We start from the raw sequence: 14,459 nt of genomic DNA, 5'->3' as shown, positions 1-14,459 counted from the left end.
TTTCTTATTTAATTTAATTCTTTCTTTTATTAATGATGATCTCCTGATCCTTCTCCTCTGTGTTCGATATTATAATAGTGAAAATGTTCACTTTCTTCTAGGAAAGGATTTCCTTTTGGAATAGGATTCGCTTTAGCAAATGCACTAAATGTTGCATAAATAAAGATACCTAAAAAGAATAACAATGAACTTATTTCTGCTATACCAAATGACCATTGCGCACCTACAGTTGCAGGCATAATCATTACAAATATATCTATATAATGACCTCCTAATATTGCTATACCACCAATTACAACAAACCAAGGTAAACTTTTAAAGTCACTGTTTAGTAATAATAATATTGGGAAAGCAAAATTCATTACTACCATACCTAAAAATGGTAATTTATATTCATTAAATCTAGCTACGAAATATGTAGTTTCTTCAGGGATATCGGCATACCAAATTAACATAAATTGAGCAAACCATAAGTAAGTCCAGAATACAGAGAATCCAAACATAAATTTAGTTAAATCATGAATATGAGAATCATTAACACCTGGTAAAGCATCTTTAGAACGTAAATAGATAGTTACAAAAGCAATTACTGTTAAAGCACTTACTAGTAAGCTTGCTAATACATACCATCCAAATAATGTTGAGAACCAATGAGGATCTAATCCCATAATCCAATCCCAAGACATCATAGATTCAGAAATCATGAATAAGAATATAAAACCTACAGAAATATTATAGTTTAATTTATATGTTTTACCACCATCTTCCGCAGTATCTTCTTTAATAGAGTTTTTACGAATAAACCATCTGTAAGCATTCCATATTGCTAAATAAACAACACTTCTTATTGCCCAACCCGGAACATTCATCCACCAAGATTTACCATCAATAATTGGATCGTAGTTTGGACTTGTTGGATCAAAGATACCATCACCCATCCAAGGAAATAAATGATTTACATGCATTACAGCTGTAACAACAATAATAATCATTATAATCGAAGTAGGAACAAGGTTCGCTGTTATAGCTTCCATTACTCTAAACAAAACAACAGACCAACCAGATTGTGCAACTCTTTGAGAAGCATAAAATGCTAAAACTAACAATGTAATTCCTAAGAAGAAAAACAGTGCTACATAAACAGCAGCCCAAGGTTTATTTTGCATTTGATGAAAAACATGTTCTGCATGATCATCATCATGATTTTCTCCATGAGATTCTACTTTTGAATGACTTTCTTTTGTAGAGGCATGATTGTCTTCTTTAACATCATGATGAGCATCAGTTTTAACTTCTTCGTGAGAAGTTCCATGACCATCACCATGTGAAGATTGTTGTGCTATAATTTCTTTAGCAGCTTCTAATGTTTTTGGAGCAGACCAAAAACTAAATGCAATACCAATTGCACCTAATAAAATTAGAGCTAATGATAATGTTTTTAATTTACCTGAGAATTGATACATATCTTTCGTATTCTTTCTTTTTGGAATTATTTAGCTAAATCTGTACGTAGTTTTTCAACATAATGTACTATTTGCCAACGTTCATTGTATGTTAACTGAGAGGAGTGAGATCCCATTAGGTTTTTACCATACATAATTACATGATAAATACTACCTGCGTTTATATCTCTATCCGTGTAATTAGGAATTCCTTCAAATTTTTCTCTCTGAGATAAAATTCCGTTACCATCTCCTTTTTTACCATGACAAGAAGCACAGTATATAGTATACATAGCCTTACCATTTTCTAAATTAGCTTCTGTAGCTTCTAAAGGGTTTTTTAAATCTGACTTTGCTTTTTCTGCACCTTCAATGGTATTAGCAATATCATAAGCAGGATATCCTCCTCTTGCAATAGTACCTGCAACTGGTTTTAGATTTACTGGTTCTCCTTTAACTCCATCAACACCATTAGCGTCATAAGGCACAGATACATACATATCTGGCATATATTGTAATTGCGGTGTACGTTTATCATTACAAGAAATAATACTTGTAAGAGTAACTAAAGCGATAATTAATTTTAAGTTTTTCATTATTATTGATTAGTGCTTATCTACTACATTAATTTCTACAGCGCCTGTTTTAGATAACAAAGAAGTTAATTCTTCTACATTATCATGTACAGGAATTTCCATTAAGAAATGGTCATCTGTAGTTCTTGGATCTGGATTTTCTGCTTCTTTAAATGGCCAAATTCTACTTCTCATATAAAAAGTAATTACCATTAAATGGGCTGCAAAAAACACTGTTAATTCAAACATAATTGGTACAAATGCTGGCATATTCTCAAACCAAGAAAAACTTGGTTTACCACCAATATCTTGTGGCCAATCTTGAATCATCATATAATTAGTCATCCAAATTGCGAAAGACAAACCTGTTATTCCGTAGAAAAACGCAGTAATTGCTAATCTTGTTGGAGCTAATCCCATTGCTTTGTCTAATCCATGTACTGGAAAAGGACAAAATACTTCTTCTATGTGATGATGTTCTGCTTTAACTGCTTTCACTGCATCCATTAGAACTTCATCATCATTATAAAATGCGTGAATAACTTTTGATGATTCCATAATTATTCTTTAGTTGATTTATCTGATGTACCTGCTACATTTGCTACATCAATAGCTGGTTTAGTTGGTATACCTTGTTCTCTTCTCTTCTTGTAAAACTCTCCAGAAGATTTTAGTATCGTTTTTACTTCCGCTTGCGCAATTACAGGGAATGTTCTTGCATATAATAAGAATAACACAAAGAAGAATCCTATAGTTCCTATAAAGATACCTACATCTACAAATGTTGGCTCAAAACGCCACCAAGTTGATGGTAAGTGTCCCTTACTTAATACAATTGCAATAATATCGAAACGCTCAAACCACATACCAATATTTATAAATATTGAAATAATGAATGACCATATAAAACTTCTTCTAATTTTCTTAAACCATAATATCTGAGGTGTTAAGATATTAAAGAATAATAAAGAATAAAATGCCCAAGCATATGGTCCTGTTGCAGCACCTACAGATAAATATGTATAATTCTCGTAAGGAGATCCTGTATACCATGCAATAAAGAATTCAGTTGCATAAGCTACTGCTACAATTCCACCAGTTAAGATAATTACAATATTCATATATTCTACGTGCATACGTGTAATATAATCTTCTAAATTTGTAACTTTTCTCATAATACCTAATAATGTTTGTACCATTGCAAATCCAGAAAAGATTGCTCCTGCTACGAAATAAGGTGGAAAAATTGTTGAGTGCCAACCTGGGTTAATAGATGTAGCAAAATCCATAGATACAATTGTATGTACAGAAAGTACTAATGGTGTTGCTAAACCTGCAAGTACTAAAGATACTTCTTCAAAACGTTGCCAATCTTTAGCTCTACCAGACCAACCGAATGATAATAAAGCGTAAATTTTCTTTTGGAAAGGCTTCACAGCTCTATCTCTAATCATTGCAAAATCTGGTAATAAACCTGTCCACCAGAAAACTAATGATACAGATAAATACGTTGAGATTGCAAAAACGTCCCATAATAATGGTGAGTTAAAGTTTACCCACAAAGATCCAAATTGGTTTGGCATTGGTAAAACCCAATATCCATTCCAAGGTCTACCCATGTGAATAATTGGAAACAATCCTGCTTGAAAAACGGCAAAAATTGTCATTGCTTCTGCAGAACGGTTAATTGCCATTCTCCATTTTTGACGGAATAATAATAGTACTGCAGAAATAAGTGTTCCTGCATGACCAATACCTACCCACCATACAAAGTTTGTGATATCCCAAGCCCATCCAATGTTCTTGCTTAATCCCCAAACTCCAATACCAGTTCCAACGGTATAAAAAATACACCCAAATCCCCATAGCATTGCTGCTAAAGAAATATAAAATGCGATGTACCAATTTTTGTTTGCTTTACCCTCTATAGGTTTTGCAATGTCTTCGGTAATATCGTGATAACTTTTATCACCTAATACTAAAGGTTCCCTTATGGGTGCTTCGTAATGAGACATATTTTTATATCTTAATTTTTAATTACGCTTCGTTTGTATTCTTAACTTTCACTTGATAAATTACATTCGGTTTCGTCTGTAAGTAATCTAACACATTATAAGCTCTTTTATCTTCTGCTAATGCAGCTACTTGGTCTTTCTCGTTATTAACATCTCCAAAAACCATTGCTCCGGTTGTACATGCAGATGAACAAGCAGTTTCGAACTCATCTGTATTTACTGCTCTACCTTCTTTTTTAGCTTTTAGAATTGTTGCTTGTGTCATTTGGATACACATAGAACATTTTTCCATAACCCCTCTAGAACGCACAACTACATCTGGATTTAAAACCATTTTTCCGTAGTCATTATTCATATTAAAGTCAAACTCGTTATTATCTGCATAATTAAACCAGTTAAATCTACGAACTCTATAAGGACAGTTGTTTGCACAATATCTTGTACCAACACATCTATTATATGCCATTTGATTTTGACCTTGACGACCATGTGATGTTGCTGCAACCGGACAAACAGTCTCACAAGGGGCATGATTACAGTGCTGGCACATCATTGGTTGAAAAGTAACCTCTGGGTTTACAGCTTCAGTTTCTAATGCTTCATACATTTCACCTCTACTTAAACCTAATTCTTTAGCTTCTTCTCTAGTTTCAACCTCAGAAGAATAATATCTATCAATACGCAACCAGTGCATATCTCTACCAACTCTTACTTCTTTTTTACCTACAACTGGCACGTTGTTTTCTGCATGACAAGCTACAACACAAGCACCACAACCTGTACAAGAAGTTAAATCTATTGATAAGTTAAAGTGATGGCCAACTTCTCTGTTGTGCTCATCCCATAAATCAATCGTATTTGCCTCTACTTCTTGATGATCGTAAGACACATAAGCAGGCTTATTCCATCCATTCTTATGATCTTTAGGCGCAACGTTTAAGTAATCTTTTAATGAGGCTACTTTTAAAATATCATGACGACCAGCAATTGTTTTTTGCACTTGTGTACAAGCAAACTGATGTGTTCCAGATACTTTCTCTATAGCTACATTATACTGTATATTATTTCCGTTTGCGTATAATGAATAAGCATTAACACCAACTTGCATTTCTTCTTTTAACCCAAAAATTTTACCAAAACCTAAAGCTAAACCAAAAGAACCATTCGCTTGACCAGGTTGCACCATTACAGGAACAATAACTTCTTTACCGTTAACAGATACTTTAGCATAATCACCATCTATAGCTCCGTTATCTTTTACAGGATTTGCAAAACCTAATTCTTTTGCATCTGTAATAGACATTGTTAAGTAATTATCCCAAGAAGCTCTTGTTATTGGATCTGGAAATTCTTGCAACCAAGGATTGTTTGCTTGTTTACCATCACCTAAACCTGTTTTAGCATATAAGTTTAACTCAAACTTAGAAGCTTTTGTAGCATTAAATAAAGCTTTTAACACTTTATTAATCTCCACTGTAGATTCAAAACTTATAGTATCTATAGTTTCTTTATTATAAAAACCATTATGCAATGCTGTATTCCATGAGCTACCATTTAAAACATTATCTGCAGCATAAGCTTTTAAATAATCGTAATATTTTGTTGCGTTTCCAGACCATTTTAATAAGACATCTTGAACTTGACGTGTATTAAATAATGGCTGAATTGTTGGTTGCATTAAACCATAAGTCACTTCGTTAAATTGAGTATCTCCCCAAGACTCTAAAAAGTGTGGAGTTGGTAATGCAAAATTAGAAGAGTTTACAGTTTCGTTATTTTCTGTTGATAACGCTACCGATAATTCTAACTTTTTTAATCCTTCAGAAAAATCTGATGAATTTGATAATGAATAAATAGGGTCTACATTGTAAGAAATTAATCCTGCAATTTTACCTGCTTTCATATCTGAAACTAATTGAGCAACTTCAGCATCATTACCTTGACGGATATTTAACGTGTTGTTTGTATCAAAAATTTCACTATTTAACACTTCATTAATTGCGAATGCAACTAATTGAGCATTTTTATCATTTAACCCTGTTAACACAACACCTTTAGAACCAGATTTCTTTAGTTCTGTTGCCATTGCTTTTACAGTTGCATCTACAGATGTTTCTTTAGAAGGAACATTAGAACCTGTAATTGCGTTGTATAAGTTTATTAATGCAAACACTTGATCAGAAGGCTTTACAACCACTCTTTTATCTGAATTTGCACCCGTTAAAGACATATTACTCTCAAACTGCACATGGTAAGACATGTGACCAGTTTCTGGCTTTCTACCAGCAATAAATTGCTTTTCAAAACCTCCGTGAAAATCTCCTAAGAAATCTGCACCAAAAGAAACAATTGTTTTTGCTTTATCTAAATGATAATTTGGCAAAGCACGTTCACCATACATAGCTAACATTGCATCTGCAGCTCCTGACTCTGAAATTGCATCATAAACAACATGCTTTGCATTTGGATTTGTAGCAATAAACTCAGAAATTATTTTATCTGTAGATGGGCTTGCCATTGTACCTGTTAATAATACAACAGATTTACTAGCAGCTTTTAATGCGTTTAATTTTGCGCCAATTTCTTTATCTACATCAGACCAAGAAATAACTTCACCACCTTTAGTTGGTTCTTTTAATCTTAGTTGCTCATCATATAAAGACAAAACAGCTGCCTGAACTCTAGCACTTGTTGTTCCGTTTGCATCTTTATTTGGCATTATTTGAATAGGACGACCTTCACGTGTTTTAACTAACACGTTAGCAAAATCATATCCATCTGCCATAGAGGTTGCATACCAATCTGCAACTCCAGGAGTTACATCGTTAGGTTTTACAACATAAGGAATTGATTTTCTAACTGGGCCTTCACAAGCAGCCAAAGAAGCTGCAGCAGTAGTAAAGCCAACATATTTTAAGAAATCTCTACGAGAAGTAGATGAATTTTCTAATGTTTCTTTATCACCTAAAAACTGATCCGTAGAAATCTCTCCTACAAACTCGTTTTTACTCAGCGTTTCAACAACAGAACTTCCTTTAAGTTCTTCAACACTTTTCCAGTATTTTTTGTTTGAAGCCATTTATGCTTTTGTTTAATGATTAAAAGATTTAAAAATTGAAAAACAACAATCTTTAGTGGATCTTTAATTTTTTTAAAATTCTAATTAATAATGACATTTACCACATTCTTTACCTCCCAATTGAGCAATGGTAACCTTATCTACATTATATTTTTTAGCTAATTCCTTATGAATTTTAGAGTAATACTCATTACCCTTTAAATCTACCTTAGTCTCTTTATGACAGTCGATACACCAACCCATAGTTAATGGAGAATACTGACGCATTTCATCCATTTCCTCTACTGGCCCGTGACATTTTTGACATTTCAGACCACCAACAGTTACGTGTTGAGAGTGGTTAAAATATGCGAAATCTGGCAAATTATGAACTCTAATCCATTTAACCGGCTTTGTATTTCCTGTATACGCTAACTCATCTGCATCCCAACCAGCTGCTTCATATATCTTAGCAATTTCCTTATCTAACTCTGGCTTACCATAAGTTATACCATCCCACTCCACTTTAGTATCATCAGCAACTTCAGAGATGTTTTTATGACAATTCATACAAACATTTACAGAAGGAATTCCTGATGTTTTACTATGCTTTGCAGAAGAGTGACAATATTGACAATCTATCTGATTATCACCAGCATGCACTTTATGAGAAAAAGCAATCGGCTGCAAAGGAGAATACCCCTCATCAACACCTACCTTAAATAAGGTTCCAAAAGTAAAATAAGCACCCATTAGCAATAAAAATATTGTTGTTAATACTTTTAAAAATGTATTTTGCTTATAACCTTCCCAAACATCACTTAAACTAGCAACTGCTCCTTTTGTTTTTGGCGCCCCTTTTAATTCGCTAATTGTTTTTAACAAACCAGCAATAATTAAAAAAGCAACAATAATAGCTAATGCTAAAATATTAACTAACCACTTAGGCCCATCAGAACCTTTACTGGCACCAGCAACTTCAGCTTCAACTTTCTTTTTTGGATCTCCAACCGTTGTATAATATAAAATATCATCAACCTGTTTTTCACTTAACTGAGGAAAAGCCGTCATCGCTGTTGGAGAAAACTCTGCCGCTTCAACAGCATCTGCATCTGTTTTCTGAAACTCAGCATTGTCCTTAATCCATGCTTTCAACCAATCGTTTTCTCTACGATCCTCTATACCTGCTAAAGCAGGTCCAACTAATTTCTTATCTAACTTGTGGCAAGAAGCACATAAAGATTTAAATAATTTTCTACCTTCTTTTTGACGTGCCTCATCTACATCTTGCGAATAAGATGACAAGCTAAATGCAAAAAACAGAATGATTGTAAAACTCTTTAGTAATACATTAGTTAGTTTACTGTGTAACGCTACACTTCTCATATTTACAAACTATTTTTAATATCGTGTATAAATAGCTCAAAAAAACGCTTTTTGAACAGTTGCACAAAAGTACTACATATTGCTAAATTTTGAAAAGCTAAAAGAATGTTAAATATTAATTTATAATAATTCTAAATAATATTTATTGTGAATATAATCTAAATTTACTCGTTATTTTTGTAGAAAATTTACTCATGAACAATAAGCTTATCTTACTTTTTATTTTTTTATTAATTGGTACTACCTCTATATCAGCACAAAACGACACGAATAGTAGCAAAGAAATTAAAAACTTAATTTCAAAGAAAAGATCGTTTAACAAAGATTTTGGTTTTGGATATAGGGTTCAAATATTTTATGGCAGCGAAACCAAAGCTAGAAAACTACAAAGTAAATTTAAAATAAATTTTCCTGGAGTTTACACCAAACTATTATATATAGCTCCAGAATGGAAAGTACAAGTTGGTAATTACAAAACAAAACTTGAGGCAGATAAAGCGATTATAGCTTTTAGCGAAAAATTTGAAGGAGTTATAGCTATTCCTTTAGGGAAATAAAAACTATTGTTTATTTACATTTCATAAAATGTCTTAAACTTATCTGTAAGTCTACTTTTTAAATAACTAGTGTTTTTTAATCCTACTCTTTTAGCCACTTCTTTTAAACTGATTCTTGGGTTTTGTAACAGTATTTCTTGAGCGGAATTTAAACGGCATTCTATCATTAGCTGATTTGGAGTTTGGCCAAATATAGCTTTAGTTCTTCTGGTTAGGGTTTTGGTTGAAATATTAAATTCTCTAGCCATAATTTCAATAGAAAAATTAAAGTTATCTACATTTGTGTAAATTATATTTTCAACTTTAGACTTAAATAATTCTGACTGATCACCTGTAGCTAAATCAAGATTTTTCTTGGTTAAAACCACAGTTTTATGATAAACAATTGCTCTCTCAATGATACTAACTAACTCTTCTTTAAAAAAAGGTTTATATAAATAATTATCTATACCTAATCTTAACATTCGCTTTTTCTTCTCCAAAGAGGTTAAGGCCGTAATAATAATGATAGGAAAATCGTAGTTTTTCTTTTTTATATCTAATACTAGATCAAAACCATCCATTTTAGGCATTTTATAATCTGTAATTAACAAGTTAATTTCATTATTACTAATAATCTCTAAAGCCTCTACCCCATCTTTAGCTTCTATTACATCATAGTTTGTTAAAATACTAGTGACGAAAACTCTAGTATCTATAGAATCATCAACAATTAATATTTTAGTTTTCATTATTTAATGTTTTATTAATTTTTAAGATATAGCTAATTATAGCCTCTAAACAATTATACTTAATTCTATATGTGCAGGTAGATTAAACACTTCTTTTTTAGAAGACCCAAAAATATACAACATTTATAATATACAAAAACAATAATGTCCTTTTTAGTTGTTTACCGTCTTAATTGGTTGTTTAAATGATTGAAAACCTAAAATGACTCTAATGGTTACTTAGTTGTCCGCAATAGTCCTCCCATTTCCTACTTAAAACTTTAATTGAATACTATCTTTACAGCATATATACTTTGGGGGAAGTGTATAAAAGGGCTAACTAGTTTGTTTAGCTCTTTTTTTGCTTCATTTTAATTTTCTAATATTCTTTAATTAAAAATATTACCCCTATTACAATCGGAAATAAATTTTAAACATCTCCTAAATAGTTGTTTTCATGTCTGCTATAGTCGTTATGAAATCTTTTTAAAACAATCATTAACTATTATATTTGTAAATATACTTTGGAGGAAGTATTAAATAAAGAGTTGACTTAATGGTTAACTCTTTTTTTTACAATAAACTAAAGACGTATATAAATTAAATAGAATATTTATATATTTACGTTAACAACTACTTATCGACAATACAAACTCCTGAAAAATGATTAAAAGCCTAGATGAAAATTTAAATTATAAAAAAACTATTAAAAATAGTTTTTTTATTGTTGGTATAGGAACTTCTGCAGGTGGCTTAGAGGCTTTAAAAATATTTTTCGCCCATTTACCTGAAGATTTTAATCATGCTATAGTAATTGTACAGCATTTATCTCCAGATTTTAAAAGTCTAATGGCAGATTTACTTTCTAGAAACACAAAACTGCCTATACATGAAGTGACAAACAACACTATAATTGAAGCTGGGAATGTATATTTAATTCCACCTAAAAAAATATGACCATAGATAATGGTACTTTATTTTTAAAAGACAAACCCAAAGGTTTTGAATTAAACTTACCTATAGATATCTTTTTTAAATCATTAGCACATGATCAAAAAGAGAATTCTATTGGTATCGTTTTATCTGGTACTGGATCTGATGGTTCAAGAGGTCTAAGATACATAAAAGACCAAGGAGGTATGCTTATGGTACAAGAACCAAAAAACGCAAAATTTGATGGCATGCCAAATAGTGCTATTGCCACAGGTTTAATAGATTATATACTTCCTATATCTGATATACCTAAAGAATTAGTAAACTTTATTAGCCACCCAAAAACGTTAACAAATATAAAATCTGATAAAGATTTAGAGTTTAAAAAAGAATTTACAAAGCTAATTTCTTTAGTATATAAAAAAACCAATATCGATTTTTCAGATTACAAACTACCTACACTTTCTAGAAGAGTTATTAGAAGAATGAGTGTAAACAAAACGCTAACAATTAGAGATTATCTAAATTTTGTGAATGATAATGAAAACGAATTAGAAATTTTATATAGAGAGTTTTTAATTGGTGTTACAAAATTTTTTAGAGACACTGAAGCTTTTTCAATTATTGAAAAAGAAATTATACCTGAGTTATTTAAACACACACAACCAACTGATAAAATTAAATTATGGTCTGTAGGCTGTTCTTCTGGAGAAGAAGCCTATTCTTTAGCAATACTTCTTAAAGAGTACATGACTAAAAATAACATTGATATTAATGTTAAAATTTTTGCTACAGATCTAGATAAAGAAGTTATAAAAAAAGCTAATAAAGGGTTTTTTACAGAAAGTATTGTTGCAGATATTTCTCATAAACTTTTAAATAAGTATTTTATTAAAAAAGACGATCTGTATTTTATTTCTCCAGAAATTAGAAAGATGATCATCTTTTCTCAACACAATATTGTTAACGATCCTCCATTAACTAAAATGGACTTAATTGTATGTAGAAACTTATTAATTTACCTACAACCAAATTTACAGCAAAAAATAATTGGTACTTTCCACTATGCTTTAAAACCAGACAAGTTCTTGTTTTTAGGCCCAAGTGAATCTATTGGACAACATTCTGCTTCTTTAAAAGTAATGTCTAGAAAATGGCGAATTTATAAAAATGCAGTACCTACAAAAACAATGAATTTAGGGTATGCAAACAAATCTTATTATAGCACCAAACCCTATTTAAAAGAAAAAATAAACAACCAGTCTTTAGTTGAAAAGAAATTAACAGAATCGTTATCTGAAACTTTATTAGAAGAAACTGGAGCAGCAAGTGCTTATGTTGATAAAGATTTTGATTTAATAAGTGCAGATGGGCATTTTAAAGATTTTTTTGAATTTCCAGAAAAAAATTAAGAAATTTTAATATTTTTAAAATTTTACCTCAACAAATTTCTTTGGCCTTAAGTACTGCCTTAAGAAAAGCTGAAAAAGAATCTGTAAAAGTAACCTATAAAGATATTATTTTTCGTGGTAAAGATGATAAAATAAAAAACCTAACATTAGTTGTAAAACCTATAAAAACATTAACAACTAACTTGTATAATATTTTTTTAATTATATTTTTAATAGATAGAAACGAATCTAACATCAACCTTAATAGCAATATAAATACAATATCTGAATTAAACACAAACATAGCAGAAATTGACAGAGAAAGAATTAATTTATTAGAACAAGAATTAAGTGATACCAAATCTAACTTACAAGAAATGGTAGAAGAGGTAGAAACTTCTAATGAAGAACTACAAGCTACCAATGAAGAATTACTAGCCTCTAATGAAGAATTACAAAGCACTAATGAAGAACTACAAAGTGTAAATGAAGAACTACATACTGTAAATGTAGAATATCAAGAAAAAATTGAAGAAGTTGCCTCTGTAAACTCATATTTAGAAAACCTTATTGATAGTACAGAAATAGGTACCATATTTTTAGATAAAAATTTACATATTAGAAAGTTTACGCCAAGCGTTAAAAAATTCTTTAACATTATTGAAAGTGATGTGGGGAGATCTATTTCTCACTTTAACATTACTTTTGGAGAAGAAAAAGACAAAAGTTTTTTAGACACTTTAAATACTGTCTTAGAAACTGGTAATTCTTTTGAAAAAGAAATACTTCATGGAGAAGATACATGGTATTTAAAAAGACTAAACCCATTTATAGACTCAAATAAAAATATAGATGGAGTAGTTATCTCTTTTGTAGATATTACTCCTTTAAAATTGTTGGAGTTAGAAATGGATAATAAAAATATTTTTTTACAAAAGGTAATAGATGTTATGCCAAATATACTTTATATTTTTAATCAAGAAACTCAATCTAATGAGTTTGTTAATAAAGATATATTTAAATACTTAGAATATACTAAAGAAGAAATACTTGCTTTTAAAGAAAATCTAATGCCTTCTTTATTGCATCCAGAAGACTTTAAAAAAATGATAATTCATTTTAAAAACTTAAGTAAATCTAAAGAAAATGAAGTTTTAGAATTTGAGTATAGAATAAAGCATAAAAACGGAGAGTATAGATGGTTTTTATCACAAGACACTCTTTTTCAAAAAATAGAAGGCACTAACAAAATAAAACATATTGGTGTAGCCACAGATATAACCCAACTAAAAGAATCTCAAGTAATATTAGAAAATAAAGTTTTAGAAAGAACTAAAGAACTTAAAGTTGCAGAAAAAAAATATCATAAACTTTATGATAGTGCACCAGATATGTTTGCTTCAGTAAACCCAAAAAATGGTAAAATAATTGAATGTAACCAAACATTATTAAACAAAATAGGCTTTAGCAGAAATGAAGTTATTGGTATGCATATTATTGACCTTTACCATAAAGATTATAAACAAGATGCAAAAGAAGCTTTTAACACTTTTGTAAAAACAGGAAAAGTAACCAACAAAGAATTAAAAATAAATAAAAAAGATAGTGGTGCTATAGATGTAAACCTTAATGTTTCTTCAGTTAAAGATAAAAATGGCAACATTTTATATAATACTTCTTCTTGGAGAGATATTACAGATATCAAAAACGTATTATCTGAACTCGAAGAATTAACTTATGTAAGTACTCATGACATAAAAGCGCCTATAAATAATATTTCTTCATTTATTTCTTTATTAAAAGAAGACAACACAATAAAAAACTCAAATTCTGTTGAAGCAATCAATTGGATAGAAAAAAATATTAAAAATGCTAATAGTACTTTAGAAAACTTAATCTCTGTTGCAAAAGCAAGAACTTTAGTTTTAGATAACTTTAAGAAAATAGATATAGAAAGCTCGTACAAATTAATATTACCAATATTAAAAGATAAATTTAAAATTGATGAAATTGAAATTAGTGCTGATTTTAAAGCCTGTAAAACTGTTGTTTTTTCAGAACCTTATGTAAATAGCATGTTACAAAACGTATTAAATAATGCTATTAAATACAGGTCTTTAGATAGAAATCTAAAAATTGAAGTGAAATCTTTTTCTACAAAAAACTTCGATTGTATTTCTATTTCTGATAATGGAATTGGTATAGACTTAAAAGAACATGAAAATCATGTATTTGGTCTTTTCAAAAGAGCAAGTGACGTTAAAGAAGGTAGTGGTTTGGCTCTTTATCTAATTAAAAAAATTCTAGAAAAAACTGGAGGAAAAATTGAAGTAGAAAGTAAACTAGGAGAAGGAAGTACGTTCACTTTATATTTTAACAACAAAAATTAATA

The 14,459-nt window shown here is 30.3% G+C and carries 11 protein-coding genes; 4 read left to right on the top strand and 7 right to left on the bottom strand.

Going from position 1 to position 14,459, the window contains the following annotated elements; genetic code table 11:
- Positions 1-29 precede the first annotated feature (29 nt).
- From N5A56_RS15560 to N5A56_RS15535, 6 genes are all read right to left on the bottom strand, one after another.
- On the bottom strand, positions 30-1,463 hold the full coding sequence (locus tag N5A56_RS15560; RefSeq protein WP_265726525.1) for a quinol:cytochrome C oxidoreductase: 1,434 nt from the start codon (positions 1,461-1,463) through the stop codon (positions 30-32).
- A 26-nt stretch (positions 1,464-1,489) separates the two neighbouring features.
- Positions 1,490-2,038 (bottom strand): c-type cytochrome, encoded by a 549-nt coding sequence (locus N5A56_RS15555; protein ID WP_265726526.1) that lies wholly within the window; start codon positions 2,036-2,038, stop codon positions 1,490-1,492.
- A 9-nt stretch (positions 2,039-2,047) separates the two neighbouring features.
- Positions 2,048-2,575: a DUF3341 domain-containing protein gene (locus N5A56_RS15550; protein WP_265726527.1), complete on the bottom strand. Its 528-nt coding sequence runs from the start codon at positions 2,573-2,575 to the stop codon at positions 2,048-2,050.
- A gap of 2 nt (positions 2,576-2,577) precedes the next feature.
- Positions 2,578-4,032 (bottom strand): NrfD/PsrC family molybdoenzyme membrane anchor subunit, encoded by a 1,455-nt coding sequence (gene nrfD / locus N5A56_RS15545; protein WP_265726528.1) that lies wholly within the window; start codon positions 4,030-4,032, stop codon positions 2,578-2,580.
- 22 nt (positions 4,033-4,054) lie between these two features.
- On the bottom strand, positions 4,055-7,111 hold the full coding sequence (locus N5A56_RS15540; protein WP_265726529.1) for a TAT-variant-translocated molybdopterin oxidoreductase: 3,057 nt from the start codon (positions 7,109-7,111) through the stop codon (positions 4,055-4,057).
- An 84-nt stretch (positions 7,112-7,195) separates the two neighbouring features.
- Positions 7,196-8,476 (bottom strand): c-type cytochrome, encoded by a 1,281-nt coding sequence (locus N5A56_RS15535; protein WP_265726530.1) that lies wholly within the window; start codon positions 8,474-8,476, stop codon positions 7,196-7,198.
- Positions 8,477-8,670: 194 nt separating this feature from the next.
- On the opposite strand from N5A56_RS15535, the gene N5A56_RS15530 reads away from it, so the two are divergent.
- Entirely contained in the window at positions 8,671-9,033 is a 363-nt protein-coding gene (locus N5A56_RS15530) for an SPOR domain-containing protein (RefSeq protein ID WP_265726531.1), read from the top strand.
- Positions 9,034-9,047: 14 nt separating this feature from the next.
- Here the strand turns inward: N5A56_RS15530 and N5A56_RS15525 are convergent, their stop codons facing one another.
- Complete coding sequence (locus N5A56_RS15525) at positions 9,048-9,764, bottom strand: response regulator (protein WP_274270537.1); 717 nt, start codon at positions 9,762-9,764, stop codon at positions 9,048-9,050.
- A gap of 642 nt (positions 9,765-10,406) precedes the next feature.
- On the opposite strand from N5A56_RS15525, the gene N5A56_RS15520 reads away from it, so the two are divergent.
- From N5A56_RS15520 to N5A56_RS15510, 3 genes are read left to right on the top strand one after another with little or no spacing between them, the layout of a single operon-like run.
- Positions 10,407-10,700, top strand: a complete 294-nt coding sequence (locus N5A56_RS15520; protein ID WP_274270536.1) for a chemotaxis protein CheB — start codon at positions 10,407-10,409, stop codon at positions 10,698-10,700.
- On the top strand, positions 10,697-12,088 hold the full coding sequence (locus N5A56_RS15515) for a CheR family methyltransferase (protein WP_274270535.1): 1,392 nt from the start codon (positions 10,697-10,699) through the stop codon (positions 12,086-12,088). Before N5A56_RS15520 ends, N5A56_RS15515 begins: the two co-directional genes overlap by 4 nt.
- 41 nt (positions 12,089-12,129) lie before the next feature.
- Positions 12,130-14,457: a PAS domain S-box protein gene (locus N5A56_RS15510; RefSeq protein WP_274270534.1), complete on the top strand. Its 2,328-nt coding sequence runs from the start codon at positions 12,130-12,132 to the stop codon at positions 14,455-14,457.
- Positions 14,458-14,459 lie beyond the last annotated feature (2 nt).

Origin of the sequence: Polaribacter ponticola, from assembly GCF_026191475.2 — a bacterium.
In the GTDB taxonomy this organism is placed as follows: domain Bacteria; phylum Bacteroidota; class Bacteroidia; order Flavobacteriales; family Flavobacteriaceae; genus Polaribacter; species Polaribacter ponticola.
Note: the sequence above shows the minus strand (reverse complement) of the source record. Positions and strands in the feature narration are given on the sequence as shown.